Here is a 23,528-nt window from a genome sequence, read left to right as displayed (position 1 = left end):
AAGGAAGGACCGCGTGGCACGCGGACCGCCCTGCATCATTACAACCCTGTTCTTCAACTGGACCAGCTACTTGAGTTCGATAACGGTAACGCCGTCGCCGCCCTGGTCTTCCGGGGCCAGGACAAACGACCGCACGGCCGGAAATGTCTTCAGAAACGCGTGAATTTCCTTGCGCAGGGCCCCGGTGCCGCGACCGTGGATGGCCTCCACCGCCGACATGCCCGCGAGCAGGGCCTTGTCCAGCGCACGCGAAAGTTCGCTTACGGCAACATCAGCACGCATCCCGCGCAAGTCAACCCTCATGGACGCGGTTGCGTCCGAAATGGTGCGGGTCACCGCGCCAACGGCCACACGAGGCTTTTCGTCCAATGCGGCCAGGTCTTTAGCCTCTGCCCACATGGTCACCCCGCTCAGGTCCATGCGTACCCTGCCGCGCCGGGCGTCCACCTCGACCACGGTGCCCTTCTTGCCCCACGGCACATAGCGCACGGCCTGCCCGGCGCGCAGGGTTTCCACCTGCAACGCGGGCGGCTGGGGCGCATCGGACGCTGCCGCGCTGCCGTCGGCCTCGCCCGCAGCGCCGGAAACCAGCCGGGCACGGGTTTCCGCCAGGGCCTTCAGGGCCTGCTTGTGGCTGACCTTGCCGGACTTCCATTCCTGCAACACGGTCTTGGCCTGCCCCTGCACGGCTTCGAACAGGGTGCGGCGCTCGCGCTCGAAGCGCTCGTCCAGCTTGGTGCGCTTGTCGCGCAGGCGGGCTTCTTCGGCCCGCAGCGAGGAAATTTCCGCTTCGCGCTGCACGGCCAGGGTGTTCAGGCGGTCCACCAGCGCGCTGGTGTCCTCGCCGTCCAGCAACAGATATTGCTCGGCGCGGCGCAACACCGCTTCCGGCAGGCCGTGCTCGCGGGCCACGTCCAGCGCCTGGCTGGCCCCCACCTGGTCGTAGGCCAGACGGAACAGCGGCCGCTTGGTGACGGGGTCGAACAGCACCGAGGCGGCGCGCACCTTGTCGCGGGTCAGGGCGTAGGCCTTCAGTGCCGGGAAGTGGGTGGCGGCCACCACGGTGGAGCCCGCGTCCATCACCTCGTCCAGCACGGCCTGGGCCAGGGCCGCGCCCTGTGCCGGGTCCGTGCCCGCGCCGAATTCGTCCAGGATCACCAGCGCGCCGTGGCCCAGGCGGTCCCACACCCCGCTCAGGTGGCGAATCTGCGCGGTGAAGGTGGACACGTTGTCCTCAAGGCTCTGTTCATCGCCGATGAATGCGAAAATGTCGGTCAGGAACGGCAGCGAGCTGCCGGGGCGCACCGGCACGGGCAGCCCGGCCAGGCCCATCAGCGCGATGAGCCCCAGCGTCTTCAGGCACACCGTCTTGCCGCCCGCGTTGCCGCCGCTGATGACCAGGCCCAGTTGACCGGGCAGCAGTTCGATGTCCACGGCCTGCGGGCCATGCTGCGAAGCATGTCCGGCGGAGCGCTTGCCCTTGTCCGTACCGCGCGGACCACCGGGGGCAGGCGACGCGGACTGCCCGGCGGCTGCCCCGCCCTTTTCACCGCGCGCGGCGGCCAGGGCCAACAGCGGATGGCGCGCGCCCAGCAGGGAAACATGACCGCCCTCGGTGACCGAAACGGCCCCGGCATCGCCGGATTCCTCGAACCGGGCGGACAGGGCGCACCGTGCGCACAGCACGTCGCCCTCCACCAGCAGGTCGTAGGCACCGCGCACGGCAGCCAGTTCGTCGCGCACGAGGTCGGTGAGATAGCGCAGCACCTTGCGCTCTTCCTCGCGTTCCTCGCGCTTCAGTTCCTGCAGGCCGTTGTTCAGCTCCACCAGAAACATGGGCTCGAAGTAGCAGGTTTCGCCGGTCTGCGAATAGTCGTGGATGATGCCCTGCAAGCGCCCCTTGAAATTGGACTTCAGCGGCAGCACGTACCGGTCGGACGAGAGGGTCATGAACTCGTCCTGCAGGTAGTGGGCGATGTTGTAGCGCTGGGCGTATTCCTTGACCTTGCGGGTGCACTGCTGGTGGATGCGGCGGATTTCTCCGCGCACCAGAGAAAGTTCGGGCGAGCTTTCGTCGCGCAGCAGGCCGTCGTCGGACACGCAGCGGTCAAGGCCGGAGACGGTGCGCTGCGGCAGCGGGTGGGCGTCCACCAGGCCGGTCAGCAGATCCCAGCGGCCACCGGTGGACTGGCCCTCGCGGATGGACACGGCCAGCTTGCGGGCCAGCCCCAGGGTCTGGCGCAAGGCCCACAGCGCGTCCAGGTCCAGCACCGTGGCCGGGGCGTCCAGCGCGCGGAACACGCCGTCCAGGGGGGGGAAGGAAGAGAGGCGGAACCCCGTATGACCGGCCCAGCGCCGCGCCTCGTCAAACAGGGCGGCGGCGTGATGCACGGCCTCGATGCCGGTCAGCGGGCGCACGGCACGGGCCGCGTCCGCTCCGGCTTCGGAAACGCACAACCCGGCAAGATGCGCCAGCACCTTGCCGAATTCCAGCACCTGAAGGCTGCGGGATTCCATGTGAAAGGCTACCCCTGCAAGCGCGCGCGAACGGTGGCGGAAAGCGCCTTGCCGTCCACCCGGCCCTTGTGGGCGTTCATGATGGCCTGCATCACCCGGCCCATGTCCTGCGGACCCTTGGCGCCGGTTTCGGCAATGGCGGCATCGATGGCGGCGGCAAGGTCGTCGCCTTCCAGCGGGGTGGGCAGGTATTCGCGCAGGATGACCAGTTCCGCCTGTTCCTTGTCGGCCAGGTCGGTACGGTTGGCAGCGGTGAACTGCTCGATGGAGTCCTGCCGCTGCTTGGCCTGCTTCAGCACCACGTCCAGCAGTTCCGCCTCGGTGACCGGGCGCATCAGCTCGACCTGAAGGTTCTTGGCGGCCGTCTTCAGCATGCGCAGCACGCCCAGGCGCACGGCGTCCTTGGCCTTGTAGGCCGACACGTAGTCCTTCTCGATGCGTTCGGAAAGATTCATGGTCGCCACCCGGTGCTAAAGAGGGGTTCTGAAAATACGGAATACGGGAAACCCGGAAGACCTCCGGGTTTCCCGTTCCAGGCATGTCGCGGACTGCTGGGGCGTAGCCCCGCGCAGGCGGAGCGGCTTAGGCCATGTTCATCTTCCTGATCTTCTTCAGGAGACGCTTGCGGGCGGCCGCCTTCTTCTTCTTGCGCATCACGCTGGGCTTTTCGTAGTGCTGACGCTTCTTCATTTCGGAAAGAACGCCGGCCTTTTCGACCTGCTTCTTGAAGCGACGCAGCGCGATGTCGAAGTTGTATTCGTCGTCGTTAAGATACACACCGGGCAAAGAAATCACCCCCTTCGCCAGAAATCCCCTTGCGGGGTGGGTGCGAACGGGTTGTTTACACCGCTCGCACGCAAAAGGCAAGCCCTGTCCGTGCCCGTCAAGGATATACCTGACTGGGCCATGCCGGACAGGGCCGAAAAAGAACCCGTTGGCGGCACCGCGCAAGCGGCCGGTAACGGGTGGAAAGCTGACGCCTAGTGATGCCCCTCGGAATGACACCCGCCCTTGCAGGATTCCATCACCGACTTCAGGATCACGTAGCCCACACCGCTGCAGATCACGAAAAGGACGCCGTACAGCACGCCGAAGAAGATGGCGTGGTCGGGCATCCACCACGGAATGTCCAGCGGCAGGGGGCTGTGGATGGTTTCACCGTGCAACATGTTGTTCCTCCAACCCTAGTTGATCGAGTCCTTCAGGGTCTTGCCGGGGCGGAACTTGACCACCTTGGACGCGGGAATCTTGATTTCCGCGCCGGTACGGGGGTTGCGGCCCTTGCGCGCCTGGCGATCTTCGACCGCGAAGGTGCCGAAGCCGGTCAGGGTAAGCTTGCCTTCGGCGGCCAGAGCGTCCTTCACCGCGTCCAGGAACGCGTTCAGCGAGCGCTCGGCGCTGGCCTTGGTCAGGTTGGCCTTTGCCGCGATCTTGTCGACCAGATCAGCCTTGGTCATCTGCCTTTCCTCCTCTCGGGTTAGCTGCGGTCGGGTTGCCTGGGGACTTCGGCGCCGAGGGCGGCATGACACCCTGCTTGCGCTTTTTTTCTCAAGCAGCCTCGGTAATACCAGAGGCGCGCCCGGCACGCAACGGAACAACGGTACACTCCGCATCGACAAACACGATTCAAGGCACAAAGTCAAGGCTGTCAGGGGATTTTGACGGTTTCCGAGAGCATGTGAAAATCTTCCGGAGCAAGGCTTTCCGGCCGCACCGCCGGGTCCAGCCCCAGGCCCGTCAGCAGCGCAGACACATCACCCTGCACATAACTGCGCAGAATTCTTTGCAACTGCTTGCGTCGTTGCTGAAAACACACCTTCAGCAGGCGCGAAAGGCGCGCCGGGTCGAACCGGCCCCGCGCCGCCCCCAACGGCACGAAGGACAGCACGGCGGAATCCACCTTGGGACGCGGCACGAACACCTGCGGCGGCACGATGAACTCCATGCGCGGCGCGACGAAGCTTTGCAGCCACACCGAAAGCGCGCCGTACGTCCCGCTGCCCGGTGCGGCCACGATGCGCTCGCCTACTTCCTTCTGGATCATGAACACCGCCCGCGCAAGGCCGGGGGCCGTGCTCAGGATGTCCCACATCAACGGCGAGGCCACGTTGTAGGGCAGATTGCCGATGACCTTCCACGAGCGGGCCGGGGTCAGCCGTTCCCACGGAAAGAGCAGCGCGTCGGTGAGTACCGGGGTAATCACCGGCGGTTCCGCCGGACGGGTGCGGCCATGCTCGCTCGCCCAGTGGTAGTCCTTCTCCAGCAAGAAAAGCTGGGCGGGGCCGGCGGCGTGGATATGCCGGGTCAGCGCGCCGGGGCCGGGGCCGATCTCGATGACCCGGTCCTCCGGGCCGATGCGCAGGGCCGCCACGATCTTGGCGGCGATGTTGCGGTCGCGCAGAAAGTTCTGGCCCAGGCTCTTCTTGGCGCGCGGCCCCCCTGCCCCGTCGGGCGAGGGCATGGTGTCGTCCGCGCATGATCCGGCAATCGCGGCGGCAGCCACGTCCGCGACCATGTCGTCCGAGTCGGGCGACGGACCGTCGAAACGGTTGCGTCCCCGCCCCGCCGGACCAGCCACCGAACGGTTCGGACAACCCGAACGGGGCCGGGAATGGCCGGGCTTGCCGGAATGCTTGCCGCGCTGGGTCATGAACCATCTCCATCGCGAACGCCGGAAGCGTTGGCGTCTGCGGTTTGGGCTGCCTTGGTGGTCTGGATAGTCTGGGTAATCTGGGTAATCTGGGCGATGTCGTCGGCATGGGCTGCCGGATCCGCCCCGTCGGCAAGATCGGCCTGGCCGGTCGGTGTCGTCTGGGTGGGCTGGGGGGGCTGCATCGCCTCGGCAGACTGAGCGGGCTGGGCAACTTGGGCAAGCTGGGCGTCACGCCGGGCCTGCCACGCGCGCAGCAGCTTGATGGTCCTGCGCTGCCGGTAGGCATTCACCCCGCGAAAGGTCAGCACGTAGGTGGCGAGGGCGGCGGGAATGCCCAGCACCACCCCGCCCAGGCACATCACCAGAAAGAAATCCAGTCCCAGTTCCAGCATGCGGGTCATGTCCAGGTTGGCCGGGTCGAAGGGCACCGTGGTGTGCCAGAACAGCCCGCCCACCCAGTACAGCATGGCGTAGAAGGGAATGACATTCAGCGGATTGGACACGAACGTGCCGATCCCCGCCCCCACGGGGCTGCCCCGCAGCACGAAGGCCAGCGCCAGCGAGACCACCGTCTGGAACGGGATGATGGGCAGAAAGCCCACGAACACCCCCACGGCCAGCCCCAGGGCCAGCGAATGGGGCGACGCGGACTGGCGCATCAGCCGCAGATACTGAAAGCGCACGAAGCGCCGCAGCCTACCCCACCATTCCATCTCGGTTCCTTGGCGGGCGCGCCGTGGCGCGCGTCATCACGGGAAATGCAGGAAACATCATTCCATCCTGTCGAAGCGCTCGAAGCGCATCACCAGCCCGGCACGGCCCTGAGTGGCCGAACGCAGGGCCGTGGAAAAACCGAACAGTTCGCGCAGCGGGGCCAGGGCCTGCACCACCTTCTGGCCGGAATGGTCGAACATGTTCTCCACCTTGCCGCCGCGCGCGCCCAACAGGCCGATGGCCGAACCCACGTGGGCCTCGGGCACGCCGATTTCCACGAACATGATGGGTTCCAGCAGCACCGGGTCGGCCTTGGCCAGGGTATCCTTGACGGCGGCCACGGCGGCCATGTGGTAGCCCGCCGGGCTGGAGGCGCCATCGCGGCGGCGCAGCTCGGTAACGGCAATCTCCACGTCCTGCACCGGATAGCCCTTGACCACGCCGCTTTGCAGGCTGTCGGTAATGCCCTGCTCCACGGCGTCCACCCACGGGCGGGGCCACTGCTGGGTATCCACCTCGAAGCGGACGCGGGTGCCCGCATCGCGCGGGCGGGGGGCCATGGACAGGGCCACATAGCCGTAATGCTGCTGGTCGCCCAGTTCGCGGTCGAATTCGCCGCTGCCCGCAGCGACGGAAAGGATGGTTTCCTGATGCACCACCTGCGGGTTGCCCACGCGGGGCGACACGCCATATTCACGCCGCATGCGTTCCAGCACCACTTCAAGGTGCAGCTCGCCCATGCCGGACACGATGCGCTGGCCGGTACCCTCGTCCAGTTCCATGGCCAGGGTGGGGTCTTCCAGCGTGAAGCGCTCCAGCACCTCGTCCAGCTTGGCGCCTTCCTCGGTGTTGCGCGGTTCCAGCGCCAGCGAGATCACCGGGCGGTACGCGGCGATGTTTTCCAGCAGCAATGGCCGAACCGGGTCGGACAGGGTGTCCCCGGTACGCACCGACCGCAGCCCCACGGCGGCCACGATGTCGCCCGCCACGGCGGTTTCGATCTGCTCGCGCCGCCCGGCATGCAGCCGGTACAACTTGGAGAAGCGCTCGTCCTTCTCGCGGGTGACGTTGCGGCAGGCGTCCCCTTCCGAGGCCGAGCCCGCGTACAGGCGCAGCAGGGCATACTTGCGGCTGCCCTCCATGACCACCTTGAACACCAGCGCGGACAGCGGGGCGTCCGGGTCGAACGGCACGGGCACCTTGCGGCCCTGCGCCGTGTCATAGCCCATTACCGGGGCGGTCTCGTCCGGGCCGGGCAGGTATGCGCATACCCCGTCCAGCACGGGCTGCACGCCGGTATTGCGCAGGGCGGAACCCGCGAACACCGGCACCGCCCGCCGGGCCAGGGTGGCCCGGCGCAGCGCGGCCCGGATGACCTGCGGGTCCATGTCGCCGCCGCCCAGATACACGTCGATGAAGGCATCGTCCGCCTCGGCCAGGGTTTCCAGCATGCGCTCGCGCCAGACGGCGGCCTCGGCCAGCGCCGCCGGGGCGGGGGCGTCCGGCAGGGAGGCGACCAGGTCCACCGGGGTCCGCGTATATTCGCGGCCCTGGGTGGATTGGTCGAACGAAAGATATTCCATGGTCACCAGGTCCAGCAGTCCCTCGAAGTCCTCGGCCTGCCCCACGGGCGCCATGACCGGTACCACAACGGCCCCAAGGCGGGTGCGCATGGCCTCCAGCACCGCGCCAAAGTCCGCCCCGGCGCGGTCCATCTTGTTGACGAAGGCCAGCTTGGGCACGCCGAACTTCTCGGATTGCCGCCACACCGTCTCCGACTGCGGTTCCACCCCGCCCACCGCGCAGAACACGCCCACCGCGCCGTCCAGCACGCGCAACGAACGCTCCACCTCTATGGTGAAGTCCACGTGACCGGGGGTGTCGATGATGTTCACGGTATGGCCGTTCCACGCGCAGGTCGTGCAGGCCGAGGCGATGGTGATGCCGCGCTCCTGCTCCTCGGGCATGAAGTCCATGGTGGCGGTGCCGTCGTGCACCTCGCCCATCCGATGGATGCGGTCGGTATAGTACAGGATGCGCTCGGTGAGGGTGGTCTTGCCCGCGTCGATGTGCGCGATGATGCCGATGTTGCGCAGCGGTGCCGCCTTTTCGCGGGGATGGGGGCGTTTGCCGCCGGTGGCTGCGTGAGACATGGATGGCTCCGGGGATTGGCGTGCGAGGAAATGGGGAAACCGGAGAACGGGGCGAGCGGAGGCACGGCGGGTGCCGCCCAAGGCGATCAGGAACGATCAGGAACGATCAGGGCAGGCCCGAGGAACCGGACGAAGCCGTCACGGGCAGCAGGGCCACGGCGCGCCGCGTGAACCAGGCCGGGGAAAGGCCTGGGTGCATCCAGCACCATTCGTGCCCGGGGCCCAGCACCAGACCGGCATGGTCAAGCCAGGCCGAGGCATGCGCCGGAGCGCAGGCGACGGCAGCCAGAGGGGCGAACGGCGTTAAGGATGCGGCACGGGCTGTGGACTGCGGCAGGGGCGGAACATCCACGAAGGTGGCGTCCGGGTGGGCTGCGCGCAGGGCAGCACCATTCGGGCAATCGGATTCATCGATGGCATCGCCGCGCGATACAATTCCGATGGTCGGTAAAGACGCATCGCGCCAAACGGGAACACCGTACGCGCGGGCCAGGACGGAGACATGGTCGGGATGCTCGCCAAGCAACAGCAGACGCCCCCCGGCTTCCGTTGTCCTACCAGTGCTTCCAGAAGCCACCAGCACCTCCAGCAGCGTGGGCAGCACCTCGGGCGCGGCGTCGGCAACCACCTCCTGCCCGGCCAGTTCCAGTGCGGCCAGCACGGGCGCGGGCCACGGCCCGCTGCCGCCCGTTCGCAGCACGGCCACGCTGCCAACCCCGGCAAACAGCGCGGGCAACACCGCCGCCAGCAGGCGCGGCGCCGAAACCCATGCCGCGTCCACGCAGACCAGCGTCCAGCCACAGGGAGAGGCGTGTTCCAGGCTGGCAAACCCCTGCCGCCAGCGCGTGGCGGTGCGTCCCTCGCGCACGTCGCCAGCGCCTGCCCCCCCTGCTGCCCCGTACAGCACATGCAGGCGGGCGATGCAGGTCTTCAGGCGGGCGCGGTCCACGTCGCCAGCGGCCTCGTAGGCGGCGGCGAAGGCGGCGTCGGCAACGGGGGTGACGCCGGGCGTGGACGCCAGCACATCGGCCATGTCTGGCTCGGACATATCTGGTCCGGACATGTCTGGCTCGGCAGGGTCTCCGGCGCATGCCGAAGGGGAAGAGGAAGGATCGCTGGCTGAAGACATGCGGTTCCTGCTGTTGCGGTACGAAAGCGGTGCGCGCGGGACGGATGCCATGGTGGCGCCGTACGCTGGGCGCACTATAGCCGCTCGCCGGAAACGAGGCAACGCGCGACGTTGCGCCGCGCGTTGCCGTTGTCGCCGATGGCTCGGGGGAACGGGCCGGACTACGAACCCAGCGCGGGCTTGCCCAGCCGTTCCTTCATGTAGTTCTTGAGCAATGCGCTGACCAGTTCCTCGCGGCTCAGGTGGCTGGCGTAGGCGCCATCCTTGATGATCTTCCAGAAGTCGTCGCGGGAGAGAATGGAATCGTCCTTGGCCACCACGGCCAGCCGCACGCTGTAGTCGGCCAGCGCGGCGCGCAGGGCGTCCCCGTTCATGCGATCGAACTCGTCGGTGCGCGCGGCAATGGTTTCTGCCGGGGGCAGCCGATCCGATTCCAGCACCTGACGGAACCCGGACAGAAAGCGCTCCGCCCCGGAACGGATGTGCTTGCGCTGCACCACGTTCAGGTTGGCCCACCCGGCCTTCACCCATTTGAACAGGGAGTACCCGGTGGCCTTGGCGCCGGGCTGCTCCTCGAAGAATACGGTGATGGTGGCGGAATCGTACATGTAGGTGTCCATCCAGCTGATGCCGCGCGTGGTGGCGCCGGGCACGCCGGAATAGACGTATTCCCAGTCGGTGTCCTTGCCCACGATGGCGCCCTTGCGGCCCACGGTGGAAGGTTCGGCCTGCCGCGACACGGAAACCAGCACCGCCCTGCCCTCGTGCCGCGTGAGCACCAGCAGGCGGTTCAGGGTGTAGGCGTAGTAGCAGCCGCTGAAGGTATCGGGGGTGATTTCCTCGCGCTCGGCACCGTGCAGCACCAGCGGGGCATCGGCCAACCCCTGGTCGGCGGCGCGTTCCCACAGTCGCAGGCTGCTCTTCATGATGTCGCTGCCCGGCTGCCAGCGGCTGCTGCGGATGGACGCGGGAAACACCGCTTCCTGCGGAATGGCCGGGTCGTAGCAGTAGCGCAGCAATTTTTCCAGCGGGGCATTGATCATGCTGCGGTAGAAGACGCCGTAGCCGGGGTCGCGCTTGGCGGGCAGGGCCTTTTCCGTGGCGGCGGCGGGCTGCATGGCGAAGTCGAGCAGCGTGCGCAGGGCGGCAAGGTCCAGGCCCTTGCCGGGTGCGGCACCCCGGTCGCCCACGGCGCCGAGCAGCATGGTGACGGCGCCCTCCACCGGTTCGGGCAGGTTGCCCTTTTCGCTGGTCTTGTCGGCGTTGTCGTCGGAAGCCTGAGCCGCCGAGGGCAGTGACAGAACAAGGGCAAGGACGCAGGACGCGGCCAGCGCGAACGCGGCCCGGGAACATGTACGAAAGGCGGCGCAAAGGGCCGCGACGCGGCAACGCGGAAGAAAACACATCGGCATGGGGCGAAAGAACCTCGTGACGGATGGCGTGTCGGCAGGGGTGGGCGGCGCAGGGCGGACAGGGCCGGAGAATGCGCCGTGAAAACGCGGCATGAAGTTGCCCTGCGACACGCAGGATGGCTGCGCGCCGCTGGGGGTACGGCCCGTCAGCCAGACGTTCCGGTAAAACCGGGGCAGACGTTCCAGTAAAACCGGGCCAGACGTTCCAGTAAAACCGGGCCAGACGTTCCGGAAAAACCGGGGTCGGACGTACCGGTAAGCATGGGGCCGGATGCAGAACGCCCGACCCGGCCCCATGCCTGGCCGACAAGGCACGGCAAGGGGGCGCGACGGGCGGTGCCGGGCCATGGCCGGTCATGCTTGTCGCCTGAACAGTAATTGGCTACTCTGCCCACGTCAAGACAACCGGCGCGGCGGCGGGCGCATGCCCCCCCGCGCCGCATTCCTCACGACGAGGCTCATACATGTCCTTGCTGCTGGTGCCGCTGTGCATCGCCCTGACAATCGCCATAATCAGCTACCTGCTGTTCTTCCGCGCCGCGCGCCGCGACGCCGCCCCCACGCCCCCGCCCGCGCTGGTGGTGCGGGGCGTGGTCTACAGCGTGGCCGGGGTAGCGCTGGCGCTGGCCTTTTATCCATTCGGCCCGTGGTTCCGGCAACGCTGCCGTCCCTGCCCCCATCCGCGCCAGGCCGCGCCCCGGGACGAACACCACGGTGGCGCACCGTGCGGCGGACATGCCCCCGCTTCCTCTCCGCGCCCAAAACTGCCGCCAGACATGCCGCCCGTCCTGCTGGTCCACGGCCTGTACCACAACGTCACGGCATGGACCCTGTACCGACGCTGGCTGATGGCAGCCGGGTTCACGCGGGTGTACTGCCACGGCTATTCCAGTTGGCACACCGAGTTCGGACTGCTGGTGGACGAACTGGACGAGGCAGTGCGCGACCTGCTGGCCGCGCATCCGGGTGAACGCCCCCTGCTCATGGGGCACAGCCTGGGGGGATTGCTGATCCGGGGCTGGCTGGCCGACGCGGCCAACCAGCAACTGGTGGCCGGGGCCGTGACCCTGGGCACCCCGCACCAGGGCAGCACCCTGGCCCGGCTGGGCGCGGGACGCCTGGCCCGCAGCCTGACCTTTCGGGGGGCGCTGATCCGCGAACTGGAAGCCACCGAGGCCCCGTCCGACGTGCCGTGCGTGGCCCTGTATTCGCCCATCGACAACATGGTGGTGCCGCAGGAAGGGCTGCACGTCATCACGCCCGGCTGGACCCTGCGCACATCGCCCGCCGTGAGCCACATCTGGATGCTCTGGGACCGGGGCACAGCGCAACTGGCCATCGAATCGCTGCGCGGACTGGCGGCCCGGCACGCCGCGCGGGAACAGGAGCGCTGCACGGGCGGTCACCCCGCCCCCGGTCAGACTGCACCCAGTCACCCCGCATCCAGTCAGGCCGCACCCGGTCACGCCGTGCCCGACGAGGCGACGTGCACCGGAAATGCCCTCGAATCCACGGGGTGATGCCAGCCCGAAACAGGCCGCGCCCCCCGGAAACTCCGACAGGAAGGATCCCGGCTACAGCCGGGCGTAGACCTTCAGGTAATCCTCCACCATCCTGCCCACGGTAAACCGTGCCCGCCAGGCGTCCTGCCCGGCCCTGCCCAGGGTACGGGCCAACCGGGGCCGTTCCAGCAATCCCGCCACAGAGGTGGCCAGACCACCCCAGTCGCCCTCATCGGCCAGGGCACCGGTAACGCCGTCCTCCACCTGTTCCGGCAGCCCGCCCACGCGGAACGAACACACCGGCACCCCTGCGGCCATGGCTTCCAGCACCACCAGGGCGTGGTTGTCGGCCAGCGTGGGATACACGAACACGTCCGACGCGGCCAGCAGGGTATCCAGCATGGCACGTTCCACGTAGGGCCAGCGCAGCAGGTCGCCGTCGCGCCCGGTGGCGTCGCCGCCTACCATCAGCCCCACGGCGGCGGGCACGGCGCGCTTCACCTCACCCCACAGGGCCATCCAGCGGTGCCCGCCCTTGAGCATGGCCTGCTCGCCTCCGTGCGCCACGAAAATGGCCACCCGCGCGTCGGGCGCGATGCCCAGCGCGGCGCGGGCCTCTGCCTGCGAGGGGCCGCCCGCCGGTTCCACGCCATTGGGCACCACCGTGCACGGCAACTCGGGAAAGCGCGCCCGCACCATGCGGGCCAGCCACCCCGAGGGGCTGACCAGCAGCGGCGCGGCGGCGCGCAACGCACTGGCCCGGCGATCCTGCAACGATGCCGCGCCAAGGTAACCGCGCGGGCACGGGGTGGGACAGCCGGTATGCCAGCCGTCGCAGTCGATGGGGTACACGCAGCCGCCGGCAAGCAGCGAACAGTCGTGCACGGTGATGACAAGAGGTACGGGGGACAGCGGCGGCGCGGGCCGGGCCGACCTGCCGGAAGCGCCCGACTCCCCCGACTGGCTCGACTGGCCCGGCTCCCTCGACTGGCCCGGCTCCCTCGACTGGCTCGACTCCCTCGATTGGCCCGCCCGGACGATGGACCCCAGGCAGGCCGTCCAGTCCAGCGTGGCGTGCAGATGCAGGGGCATGCCGGGCATCAGGCAGTCGCCCACCCCGGCGGCGGGCACCACGCCATGCACGGCCCCGCCGTCATCAAGACAGCCAGGGGAACCGCCGGGGAGGGCGCCATCGAAACCGTCGCCGCCCGGCTGCTCGCCTGCCGGAATATCACCGTCAAGAATCTCACAGGTCCGGTGCACCACCACGCCGCGCCGGGCAAGCCCCCGCGCCAGCATGTGCGCCACCCGAGTGGCACCGCCCCGGTGGGAAAGCAGGGTATGGAAATGCAGTGCAGCCGGAAGCGCGGCGGTCATGCGCCCTCCCCGCCCCCCTGGGGCGTGGCCGTAGATGCGTTGTCAACGGATGCGGCCTGCCCGGCCTGCCCTGACAGTCCCGGGGCTTGCGCCGGGCCGGAAGCGGGCCACGTCCTCTCCAGCAGGTCCTGCTTCAGCGCCCACAGCAACAGAAAGCTGGCCGCCTCGCGCGCCATGCCCTCTTCCGCCAGCACGTCCAGCAACCGGCCAGCGGTCACGGGCCGACGCGCGGCAAACAGCAGCCGCTGCAACCGGGCGGGCGGCACCAGCCGCTCCACCCCGGTGTACAGCACGGGAAATTCCTGCTTGCGGTACACGGCCTCGCCCGCGCGGGTCCAGCGCAGCACCATGGCGCCGTCCAACTGCGCCGTGGGATAGCCGCCGAACACCTCTCCGTAGGGCATGTGCAGCGGATGAACGACCTCGCGCAGTTCGCGCAGGGCCTCCGCGTCCGTGTCGTCCCCGCATTCGGCGCATGCGTCCGCGCCGGAACAGCCCGTGTCGGCATCCTGCGCACCGGCAACGTAGCCAGCGTGCCCGCCGGGCGCGGGCTGCCGCCACAATGCTTCCCACAGGTCCAGCCAGCGGGCCGCCACGCCATCCCAGGTGAATTCCGCCAGCACCCGCACCCGCGCGGCAGCGCCCATGCGGGCGCGCAGTTCCGCGTCGGTGGCCAGCCGGGCCAGTGCGTCGGCCAGTGCGGGCACGTCCACAACCGTCTGCTGGGCCAGCAACAGGTGGTACTGACTGTCGAAAAAGACCGGCGCCAGCATGTCCACGTCCGGCGTGGTCAACGGGGCCAGGGTGGGCACGGTGAACCCGGTTTCGCCGTGCACCACGATGTCGCGGTAGCCGTCGTAGTCGGACACCACGGCGGGCAGCCCGGCGGCCCCGGCTTCCACCAGGGTAAGGCCGAAGGTTTCCTGCATGTTGTCCACGGGAGAGACGAACACGTCCGCCGCCGCGAACAGCGCGGCCCGCTCCGCATCGGAGGGTGAGGGAACAACGCGGATGCGGATGCCCAGCCGCCCGGCAAGTTCGGTGATGCGGGCCGGGGTATCGTCGCCGGGTTTCACGAATCCGGCCACCACCAGCAGGCAGCCGCCGCGCACCAGCCCCAGCCCCTCGGCCCTTTGCAGGGCACGCAGCAGGGGCAGCAGGTCCATCTTGGAATAGTGGGCGATGCGCGCGAACACCAGCAGCACCGGCTCGTCCGCCACGCCCAGCCGCTGGCGCATGTCCGCCCGCTGCGCCGCACCGCCCTGCGGTTGGGCGGCACCGGAAGCGGCGTTCAGGAAGTCCGCATCCACGCCCAGGGGTATGCGCTCCACGTGGGGCGCGGGATACGCCTCCTCATCCAGACCGTAAGCACGCCGCAAATGCTCGAACAGCCGCAGCACCACCGCCTGCCCGGCCGTGGATGTGGCTACCACGGCATCGCGCGCGGTGGTGCCCGGCCACAGGTGGGCCAGGAACCGCGCAGGATAGCGGGCATAACTGAGCGAATGGGTAACCCCGGTCACCGGGAACAGCACCGGCGCGTGCGCGTTGCGCAGCCGGGCCAGATGGGGCTGGTCGGTGACGCTGTCCGACAGATGAAAGCAATGATAGGGGGTGCGCGCCAGCATCCGGACCAGATCGTTGCGGGTGGACACCCGGAATCCGCCGCGCGCGGCGATGGCGGGAAATTCCTCGCGCAGGCGGGCGTCCGTGGTCCTTGCCACGTCCTGCCCCGGCAGAAAGAAATGGTATTCGGGAAACGGGTCGGCCCGCAGCAGCGCCCGCATGAAGCCCGCATTGGCCACTGGACGGCCCATGATCTCGCCGGTTTCAAGGAAGGGGTGCAGGGTGCCCCAGGCGCGTTTGGTGCTCATGGTGCAGCAAAGACACAACTTGTCGAGGCTGTCAAACCGCCCGGCAACGCCGCGCGTGGCCTCCTTGCCCAGCCGGTTTCTCGTCCTCCTCCCGAACACAGGTCATCCCCAGACCAGCCTTGAACCATCCCCGGCAAAGCTTGCCGCTGCTACCCGCCGCCAGCCACGGCGGGCCGAATTGCCCGCGCCAGTCCCGCATCGCACACTACATGGACCGGTTCTTGCTTCAGCACGGTGCAACGTCGTGTTTCCGACGCCCTGCCACCCCCGGCGCCCCAACCGGCCCGGGCCGGGCAGATCAGGACCCTGGCCGTACGCCGCATACCCCTGGGGGGGGAGACCGGATCATGAAGAAGACACCGCAACACACCATGTGGACCATGGGCCTTTCCGAGGCCGATGCGGGGCTGCTGGCCGCCCACGCGGGCAGCGACTACCGCATCATCGCCCTGCCTCCGGGGCGTGCGCCGTCCGCCCTTGAAATGGAGCGCGACGACCCGTGCCTGTTCTGGCTCACGTCCGACGCGTGGACCGCCATCGCCAGCCAGCGCGAAGGCAAGTCGCAGCATCTCGACCTTGTCCCGCGCGTGCTGGTGCTGGAGCCCGGTTACTCGCGCGAGGAAATAGAACGGGCGCTGGACAGCAGCTTCACCGACGTCATCAAGCCGCCGCTCACCCGGGCCCGCGTGCTGGACGTGCTGCGCCGTGCGGTGGAAACGCGCAACCTGTACCACGACATCCTGCGCATGACGCGCGAGATATTCCTTGAGCGCGAAATGCTGGCCCGCAAGAACGACACCCTGTCGTTCCTGGTGACCTTCCTGACGCAGGCCACCGAAAGCCTGGACCCGGCGGAAATCCTGGGCAAGGTGCGTGAAAATCTTTCGCTGCTGCTGCCGGTGACGGCGGTGCACGGCATCTTCTGGCCTCCGGTGCCCGAGGGGGGGGCGATGGAGGCGGAACTGTTCGTGGCCACCGCGTCCGATTGTCCGGTGAACGTGCAATGGGTGGACCTGTTGCTGGAATCGGCGCGGCGCCTCGGCAACGCACCCGTGGCGGGCTACCGCGTCACCCACGTGCCCGGCATGGCCGAGCTGCTTGACGCCACCGGCTGTGCCGTGGATCCCGGGCAGCCTCCCTTGCCCGGTCGGGTGATCCTGATGCCGCTGCGCACCGGCACCGAAGCCATGGGGGCGCTGGCCATCCTGACCGACGGCAGCCAGACCATGGGCAAGGACCAGGCCCAGGCGCTGGATTCGGCCATGAAGCACCTTGCCCTGGCGCTGAAGAACGCCATGGTCTACCGCGAGGTGAAGTTGCAGGCCGACCACGACGCCCTGACCCGGCTGCACAACCGCCGCAGCCTGGACGAACGGCTGCGCACCGAATTCGAACGGCACCGCCGCTACGGCCACTCCATGAGCCTGCTGATGCTGGACCTGGACCATTTCAAGACCATCAACGACACCTATGGTCACCTTGCGGGCGACGCGGTGCTGCGCGAACTGGCCGACGTGCTGCGCAACTCCATCCGCACCACGGACTATGCGGCCCGCTACGGCGGCGAGGAATTCGTGGTCATCCTGCCCCATACGGACGAAGCGCAGGGCCACATGCTGGCCGAACGGCTGCGCCACCGCATCGAACAGTGCCGGGTGCAGCACCACGGCGTGCAGCTTGCGGCCACGGTGAGCATCGGCGTTGCGGGCTTTCGTCCCGGCGCCTTCGCCAACGTGGAGGAACTGGTACGCGAGGCCGACCGGGCGCTCTACCTGGCCAAAGCCAATGGCCGCAACGTGGTGTGCACCATGTCCGGCTGCGATGATGCCAAGGCCGCCGGATAGCCGGACAAGGACTGGAATTCCGACGCGGGGCGCTCCATGCGGGGCGCCCCGCTTGCGTTGCAGCGATGCCGGTGAAAACCGTGCCGCTTCCATGCCGGGCAAAGCACCAGCAATGCGTCGGCACCGGAACTCGCGCGGCAGATATCCCCCTGCCGCCCTGTTCCCCCTATCGTGTCCCCCAATCAGGCCAACCTGGCGCCTGCCGCACGCCCCGGTGCCACAGGCGGCACAAGTTCCCCGTTGTCCCGCGCCTGACGCAGCGGTGCCACCACCTGCCCGGCAACCATGGTGGTGAAGCGGATGCAGTGCTGCATGCCGGTCTGTTCGCCAAAGGCGTGCAGCAATTCGCCACAGCGGATGCTGCCGTGCGCGGCCAGGGCATCCTCGCGCGCCATGCGGGCCAGCCGGGCCGCAAGGTCCCAGTCGGCTCCGGGCCGTTCGCGTCCGCACAGTGCGCCGATGGCCAGCACGGCCCCCGCCACGGCCCCGCACATTTCCTCCTTGCATCGGCCCACGCCGCCTCCGAAGGCGGTGGCCAGCCGCACCTGATCCGGCGCATCAAGGCCGAACGCCTGCGTAACGACCAGAAAAACCGCCTCTGCGCAATTGAACCCGGCTTCGAAAATTGCCTGCGCTTGATCCCGAGCTGCATCAGTTTCCATGAACGTAGCCTCCTGTTCCGTGTGCCGTCCGACCATTCACGCGATCGCCAAATATCTAACGTGCCGCATACACGTTGCCCAAAATCGAATCCAACGATACCTTTCGATGCAGTCAATCGCGGTTTCCGAACGATCAACGGAGACGGACATGGAACTACGCGACCTCAGAACCTTTGCGGCAGTTGCCCGTCTGCTCAGTTTTCACCGAGCGGCTGCGGAACTGAACGCCGCGCAATCCACGGTATCCGCGCGCATTGCCGCACTGGAAACCGAACTGGGCCTCCGGCTGTTCGAACGGTTGGGCCGCCGCGTGGCCCTTACGGATGCCGGCGAGCGGCTGGTGCAGTACGCGGCCAAGCTCATCGACGTCGAAGACGAAGCCAGGGCCTGGGTCACCGGCGAATCGCGGCTGCGCGGCCTGCTGACGGTGCGCGTGCCGGAATCGCTCTGCGCGTATCGCCTGCCGCCGGTCATCGCCGCGTTTCGCCGCCGCCACCCCGAGGTGGCCCTGCACCTGACCGCCTGCACCCTGAACGGTCTGGAAAAGGACCTGCGCCAGGGCATCACCGACCTGGCCTTCGTCATGGCCGACAGCGTGCGCGGCGGCGACCTGAACGTGGAAGCCTTGGGCATGGAACCGCTGGTGCTGGTGGCTGCGCCGCACCACCCGCTGGCCACGCGCGACCGGGTGACCGCCCGCGACCTGCACGGCGTCACGCTGGTGCTGTCCACGGCGGACTGCGCCTACCGCACGGTGATCGAGGAAGCCCTGGCAGCCGAAGGGGTGCACCCCGCTGCCGGGCTGGAATTTTCCAGCGCTGCGGCCCTGCGCGGCTGCGTGGCATCCGGCGTGGGGGTCACCCTGCTGCCCGAGGCCGCCGTGCGCGACGAACTGCGCGCGGGCACCCTGCGCGCGCTGGCCTGGACGGACCAACCCTTTGAAACGGCGGTGCTCATGGTGCGCCACCGGGGCAAGTGGGTGTCTCCGTACATGGACACCTTCATGGAACTGTGCCGCGCCGCCTGCGCGGAAGACGGAGGAAGCGGGATCGTCCCCGAGGCCGTCTGGGACTTCCCCTGCCCCATGGCGGACGTGGCCACCATCCTGGAACCGCCCAAATCCGCCACCAGCGCCACCAAGCACCCGGACACCACCGGCCAGCCAGCCTTGACGGGCGCCGTGGAGACGCCACCCGCTCCGTCCTTGCCCGATGCGCCCGATACGCCCGATGCGCCGGTAGTCGAGCCGGAAGCCGCGCCGGGCGACATGCCCGGTGGCGTGGTGCATGACGAACCGGAGGCCACGCGCCCGGAGGCCATGCGCCCGCAAGCCTTCGGCGAAGCCGGCTCCGACGCCGCGCCCGATACGCCAGACAGCCTGCCGGACAATCTTTCGTTTGCCCCGCCCGCTTCCGACTCCACTCCGTGGTCCGATTCTTGGTCCGATGCGGAATTCATGGATGATGCGGACACCGGACCGGAAACGGTCTGGGGCAACCCGCCCGATATGACACCCAACATGGCGCCGGAGATGGTGCCGGAGATTGAGGCCGAGCCGGAATTCGTAACGTCGACGGACGTCCCCTGGGATTATCCCGACGATTTTGGCAGCACTGTGCAGCCCGACGAACCATACCCTGGTGGAAATGACGGACCGGGGGATAGTGGAGCTGCCGCCCCCGACGACACGAGGGACATGCCCCCGTACGCCCTGGAGCCCATGTCAATCCCGGTAGAGTCCGCGCCCGACCAGGCAACACCCGCCATCTCTGCGGCTACTGGCGTGGCCCAGGAAAACCGCCAGCCGTCGCTGTGGGACATGCCACAAGCATCCGGGCAACCGCCGGTATCAGCCGCGCTTGCCACCGAATCCGCCGGAGTGAACGTGCCGGATACGCCGACCGCGCCCCCTGAACCGACACAATCGGGGCAACCGGGAGAATTGGACGAACCAAGAGAACCGGGTGAATCGGACAAACCGGGCGCCCCCCCGCACGAACCCGCCCGGCCTGACGCCCCGGAACGAGCACCAGAGCCCGTTCCGGAGGCGCCGCAGTGGCTGTCGCTGCTGCCGCCCAAGCGCTGAGGGCGCACCCTGTTCCCGGCACTATCGGACACAGGCCCCCCCCCTCCCGTGCTGCCGTCCGCAACCAGCGGACGGCACCGGCCAATCCCTGCGCACACTCCGGCTTGACCGGGCGCTTCGACAAGCCCAGGCCACGCCGCAGTTCGACCGGATGCAGGCCGCCACGCGTCTTGATACGCCCCGGCTTGACCGGGCGCGCGGCGTGGCGTAAGCCCCCGTTCCGCCGCCCACCGCCCGCAGCCCGCGCCGTCCGGTCGCCTTTCGCGCCGCCATTCCGCCACGCAGGCTGGGGCACGCGGCCCCATTCCCCTTTCCGGAGTTCCGCATGAACGAACTGCTCTGGTTGTGCTTTGCCCTGTTCGACATGGGCATTACCGTGCTCATGCACCGCCTGTTCGGTGCCGCCGGGCTGCATGGCCTCATCGTGCTCAACCTGATGGTGTGCAACATCCAGGTGCTGAAAACCGTGACCCTGTTCGGCATGACCACCACCCTCGGCAACATCGTGTACGCCGGGGTGTTCCTGGCCACCGACATGCTGGGCGAATTCCACGGCAAGGCAGAAGCGCGCAAGGGCGTGCTGATCGGCTTCGCCACGCTGCTGCTGGGCACGGCCTACATGCAGGTCTCGCTGCTGTATGCCCCGGCCCCCTCGGACTTCGCCCACCCGCACCTGCAAGCCCTGTTCGGCCTGCTGCCGCGTCTGGCCGGTGCCAGCCTGCTGGCGTACCTGGTCTCGCAATACCACGACGTGTGGGCCTACCACTTCTGGATGCAGCGCACCGGTGGCCGCCACCTGTGGCTACGCAACAACGCCAGCACCCTGGTCAGCCAGGTGCTTGATTCCTCGGTGTTCTGCCTGGCCGCCTTCACCGGGGTGTACCCGTTCGAGGTGGTGCTGGAGATCATGCTGACCACTTACCTGTTCAAGGCCGTGGTGGCTCTGCTGGACACCCCGTTCATCTATCTGGCCCGCCGCCTGCACCGCGCCCGCCCGGCTGACGCCCCCGCTGCCGCAGCCACTGCGGCCACTGCGGCGGGCTGAGGCCGGGCTTCGACGCTGCCCGCCCGGTACCGCAAGGGATGGCGGCCACCCAGCGGCACGCAATCCCGCCGCGCCCCGAGCATAAAAAGGCCGGACTCCCCAGGGAGTCCGGCCTTTTTATGCCGTGCCGTTGCGCAGGCGCGATCAGCCTTTCGCCTGCCCAGGCCGGGTGGCCGCCCCCTGCTGCTGATTCGGGCCACCCTCGCCAATTCCGGCAGTACCCCTGATTGCGCCAGCCCCGTTGGGGTCCACCAGGGCTCCGGCAAGCGGGGCCTGCCCAGCGGTGCCGTCCTTGTCGTACACGTACCCCCCGATGGCGCAGCGGAAGCGGTACTTGTCCCCCCGGTGCAGGGCGCGGCTGAATTCCACCGCCCGGCCCGTGTCGGTGTAGACCACGCTCTCCACCCAGATGCACGGGCAGTTATCTCCGATCTTCAGATACTTGCGTTCGTTCTCAGTGGGCATCGCCGCCCCCAGTTCCTGCCGCGAATGCAACAGGCGCATGCCGTAATCCTCGTGCAGCACCTTGTAGAGCACGGTATCCAGCTTCTTTTCCAGAAAGTCCGGCACCAGATCCGTGGGCAGGATGGAGCGTTCCAGCACCAGCGGCACGCCGCTGGCCAGCATCAGCCGGTACAGGAATATCACCGGCTGGCTTACGGAAAGGTTCAGGTGCGCGGCCACCTCGGCATCGGCAAACTCTATGCCCGCCGCGATGGTCTTGTAGTGCGGCTCAAGCCCGGCGTTGACGATGTCGTCGTAGTACGTGGTGATGCTTTCCAGCGAACGGGTGAGCACGGGACTCTTTTCCGAAAGCAGGAACGTGCCCTTGCTGCGCTTGCGCACCAGCATGTGGTCGTTGACCAGCTTGTCGATGGCCTGGCGCACGGTCATGCGGTGCACACCAAACATGGCGGCCAGGTCGTTCTCGTTGGGAATCTTGTCCCCCGGCTGGTACACCTTGTTCCGTATCTGCTCCGAAAGCCATTCGTAGATGACGAGATACTTCGATTTAGCCATGTCCTTCCCGTGGCTGGGTACCGTGCAGACACCGCACCCCGCGTAATCCCCCTCATTTCGTTTGTTGCAGTCCGCATGGGAGCAAACAGCTTCGCCCGGCACCAGCGGACCCAGCCCGCGTATCACGGAAGCGTCCGTCCGGCCAGCCCCAGGGCACATTTTGTCCGTTTTCATCCGGCATCCCCCAACATGGCGTGTCCACGCACGGCGGCCTCAGGTGGGATACGGCACCTCGCCCCGGGCAAGGCGCTCCTCTATGGCTTCGATGACGGAAAAGCAGTCGGCGATGGAATCCACCACATAGTGCGCCCCGGCCTCACGCAGCCGGGCCGTGGCCACGGCCATGCGCGCGGTCAGCATATCCCTATCCATCCGGGCAGCCTCCACCTCAGAAAGGCCCACGTCGTTGCCGGTGCGCACCACGCCCACGGTCCACATGCCCGCGTTGCGCCCCTCGTGCATGTCGGCAACCGTGTCGCCAATCTTGACCATGGATTCCATGGGGTGCACCCCCAGCCGCATGGCGTTCAGGTAGCACATCCACGGGTACGGGCGCCCGGCGGGCACCTCCGATGCATGCACCACCACGTCGGGGCTGTAGCCCTGGCGGGCTGCCTCGGGCACCAGCACTTCCATCATGGGGCCGGTGTAGCCGGTGCACGAGCCAAGGCCCATGCCCCGACCCCGCACCCTGTCCACGAATTCAGCAAGGCCGGGCACCGGCACGGCATGGGCGGCGATGGTTTGCAACATCAGCGGTTCCACGTCGTTGTACACGGCGTCCACCGCCGCCTCACCGGGCACGTGCCCGTGCACGGCGCGCCAGCGGGCCGCCACGTCATCCATGCCCAGCATGCGGCGCACGTGCTCGCGCTTTTCGGTGCCCATGGGTTCGCGTGCTTCGGCCACGGAAACCTCCACCCCATGCAGGGCAAAGGCCCGCACAAACACTGCCGCCGGGCCCAGGCAGCCGTGATCCACGGCGGTGCCTGCCCAGTCCAGCACCACGGCCCGCACCAGGCCGTCGTACACGCGGGTACGAAGAAACGGTTTCATGTCCACCTGCCTGTCAAACACATCTGGGGGAAATGGAACGCCCGCAGGGCGCGGACGCCGCCGCGCGAGATGGCGGCACGGCGTGCCATGTGCCGGGAACAGGACCGGCACCCCTGCAAGAGTGCCGGTCCGCGTCTTGTAATCAGAAAGGGGGGGGGAATCACCCCGCCTTCCCATCAAACCTTGGATGGCACTGGCGGCGCGCCGTTCAGGGCATTTGCCATGGCCTGTCCGGGTTCATTGCTGCGCACCGTCCGGCGCGCCGCCCATGCCGTTTCTCTGTGATGCGGCGGCTACTTGGGAAAGTGCCGCTTGTCCAGGTGCTCGTACTTGGGCAGGTGCCGGGTGGGCAGGGCCAGGGCATCGCGCCGGAAGGGCGGGGCCAGGCGGGTACCGTCGGTCATGATCTCGATGACGGCGGGCTTGCGACTCTTGCGGGCGGCGTCCAGCGCGTCGGCCAGGTCGGCCTGGGTGTTCACCTTGT

19 protein-coding genes and 1 pseudogene are annotated in these 23,528 nt (G+C 68.1%); 4 read left to right on the top strand and 16 right to left on the bottom strand.

What is annotated here, in order from left to right:
• Positions 1–66: 66 nt before the first annotated feature.
• The 10 genes from ABWO17_RS16000 to ABWO17_RS15955 all read right to left on the bottom strand — a co-directional run bounded on the left by ABWO17_RS16000 (position 67) and on the right by ABWO17_RS15955 (position 10,578).
• Positions 67–2,517 (bottom strand): endonuclease MutS2, encoded by a 2,451-nt coding sequence (locus ABWO17_RS16000; protein ID WP_353120286.1) that lies wholly within the window; start codon positions 2,515–2,517, stop codon positions 67–69.
• An 8-nt stretch (positions 2,518–2,525) separates the two neighbouring features.
• Positions 2,526–2,972: a GatB/YqeY domain-containing protein gene (locus ABWO17_RS15995; protein ID WP_353120285.1), complete on the bottom strand. Its 447-nt coding sequence runs from the start codon at positions 2,970–2,972 to the stop codon at positions 2,526–2,528.
• 127 nt (positions 2,973–3,099) lie between these two features.
• Complete coding sequence (rpsU, locus tag ABWO17_RS15990; RefSeq protein ID WP_012611647.1) at positions 3,100–3,303, bottom strand: 30S ribosomal protein S21; 204 nt, start codon at positions 3,301–3,303, stop codon at positions 3,100–3,102.
• Between the two features lie 194 nt (positions 3,304–3,497).
• Positions 3,498–3,686, bottom strand: a complete 189-nt coding sequence (locus ABWO17_RS15985) for a hypothetical protein (RefSeq protein ID WP_353120283.1) — start codon at positions 3,684–3,686, stop codon at positions 3,498–3,500.
• 15 nt (positions 3,687–3,701) lie between these two features.
• A complete protein-coding gene (locus tag ABWO17_RS15980; RefSeq protein WP_353120281.1) occupies positions 3,702–3,974 on the bottom strand; it encodes an HU family DNA-binding protein in 273 nt (90 codons plus the stop codon).
• Between the two features lie 191 nt (positions 3,975–4,165).
• Positions 4,166–4,978 (bottom strand): 16S rRNA (adenine(1518)-N(6)/adenine(1519)-N(6))-dimethyltransferase RsmA, encoded by an 813-nt coding sequence (gene rsmA / locus ABWO17_RS15975; protein WP_353120382.1) that lies wholly within the window; start codon positions 4,976–4,978, stop codon positions 4,166–4,168.
• A gap of 185 nt (positions 4,979–5,163) precedes the next feature.
• Positions 5,164–5,883 (bottom strand): DUF2062 domain-containing protein, encoded by a 720-nt coding sequence (locus ABWO17_RS15970; protein WP_353120279.1) that lies wholly within the window; start codon positions 5,881–5,883, stop codon positions 5,164–5,166.
• Positions 5,884–5,940: 57 nt separating this feature from the next.
• Positions 5,941–8,037, bottom strand: a complete 2,097-nt coding sequence (gene fusA, locus ABWO17_RS15965; RefSeq protein WP_353120277.1) for an elongation factor G — start codon at positions 8,035–8,037, stop codon at positions 5,941–5,943.
• Positions 8,038–8,143: 106 nt separating this feature from the next.
• Entirely contained in the window at positions 8,144–9,100 is a 957-nt protein-coding gene (locus ABWO17_RS15960) for a hypothetical protein (RefSeq protein WP_353120275.1), read from the bottom strand.
• Between the two features lie 227 nt (positions 9,101–9,327).
• A complete protein-coding gene (locus ABWO17_RS15955; RefSeq protein WP_353120273.1) occupies positions 9,328–10,578 on the bottom strand; it encodes a hypothetical protein in 1,251 nt (416 codons plus the stop codon).
• 464 nt (positions 10,579–11,042) lie between these two features.
• On the opposite strand from ABWO17_RS15955, the gene ABWO17_RS15950 reads away from it, so the two are divergent.
• Positions 11,043–12,098 carry an esterase/lipase family protein gene (locus tag ABWO17_RS15950; protein WP_353120271.1) on the top strand — a complete coding sequence of 352 codons (1,056 nt, stop codon included), beginning with the start codon at positions 11,043–11,045 and terminating at the stop codon, positions 12,096–12,098.
• Positions 12,099–12,152: 54 nt separating this feature from the next.
• Here the strand turns inward: ABWO17_RS15950 and ABWO17_RS15945 are convergent, their stop codons facing one another.
• Both ABWO17_RS15945 and ABWO17_RS15940 read right to left on the bottom strand, forming a co-directional pair.
• Positions 12,153–13,457, bottom strand: coding sequence for a glycosyltransferase (locus tag ABWO17_RS15945; protein WP_353120269.1), 1,305 nt, complete (start codon positions 13,455–13,457; stop codon positions 12,153–12,155).
• Positions 13,454–15,331: a glycosyltransferase family 4 protein gene (locus tag ABWO17_RS15940; RefSeq protein WP_353120267.1), complete on the bottom strand. Its 1,878-nt coding sequence runs from the start codon at positions 15,329–15,331 to the stop codon at positions 13,454–13,456. Before ABWO17_RS15940 ends, ABWO17_RS15945 begins: the two co-directional genes overlap by 4 nt.
• 347 nt (positions 15,332–15,678) lie before the next feature.
• On the opposite strand from ABWO17_RS15940, the gene ABWO17_RS15935 reads away from it, so the two are divergent.
• Complete coding sequence (locus ABWO17_RS15935; protein WP_353120265.1) at positions 15,679–17,175, top strand: GGDEF domain-containing protein; 1,497 nt, start codon at positions 15,679–15,681, stop codon at positions 17,173–17,175.
• A gap of 182 nt (positions 17,176–17,357) precedes the next feature.
• On the opposite strand, the gene ABWO17_RS15930 is transcribed toward ABWO17_RS15935, so the two are convergent.
• The gene (locus ABWO17_RS15930) at positions 17,358–17,837 is read right to left on the bottom strand and encodes a C-GCAxxG-C-C family protein (protein WP_353120264.1); all 480 of its coding nucleotides are present in this window, start codon (positions 17,835–17,837) and stop codon (positions 17,358–17,360) included.
• Positions 17,838–17,985: 148 nt separating this feature from the next.
• Here ABWO17_RS15930 and ABWO17_RS15925 point away from each other — a divergent pair, with 148 nt between their 5' ends.
• Positions 17,986–19,923, top strand: a complete 1,938-nt coding sequence (locus ABWO17_RS15925) for a LysR family transcriptional regulator (RefSeq protein WP_353120262.1) — start codon at positions 17,986–17,988, stop codon at positions 19,921–19,923.
• A gap of 325 nt (positions 19,924–20,248) precedes the next feature.
• Complete coding sequence (locus ABWO17_RS15920; protein ID WP_353120260.1) at positions 20,249–20,968, top strand: queuosine precursor transporter; 720 nt, start codon at positions 20,249–20,251, stop codon at positions 20,966–20,968.
• Positions 20,969–21,112: 144 nt separating this feature from the next.
• Here the strand turns inward: ABWO17_RS15920 and ABWO17_RS15915 are convergent, their stop codons facing one another.
• The 3 genes and pseudogenes from ABWO17_RS15915 to ABWO17_RS15905 form a co-directional block, all read right to left on the bottom strand.
• Positions 21,113–21,988 (bottom strand): GntR family transcriptional regulator, encoded by an 876-nt coding sequence (locus ABWO17_RS15915; RefSeq protein WP_353120258.1) that lies wholly within the window; start codon positions 21,986–21,988, stop codon positions 21,113–21,115.
• A gap of 213 nt (positions 21,989–22,201) precedes the next feature.
• Entirely contained in the window at positions 22,202–23,044 is an 843-nt protein-coding gene (gene phnX, locus ABWO17_RS15910) for a phosphonoacetaldehyde hydrolase (protein ID WP_353120256.1), read from the bottom strand.
• Between the two features lie 293 nt (positions 23,045–23,337).
• Positions 23,338–23,528 (bottom strand): annotated as a pseudogene (locus ABWO17_RS15905) (sulfoacetaldehyde acetyltransferase); the annotation flags it as partial.

Source organism: Nitratidesulfovibrio sp., assembly GCF_040373385.1.
Classification (GTDB): Bacteria; Desulfobacterota; Desulfovibrionia; order Desulfovibrionales; family Desulfovibrionaceae; genus Cupidesulfovibrio.
Note: the sequence above shows the minus strand (reverse complement) of the source record. Positions and strands in the feature narration are given on the sequence as shown.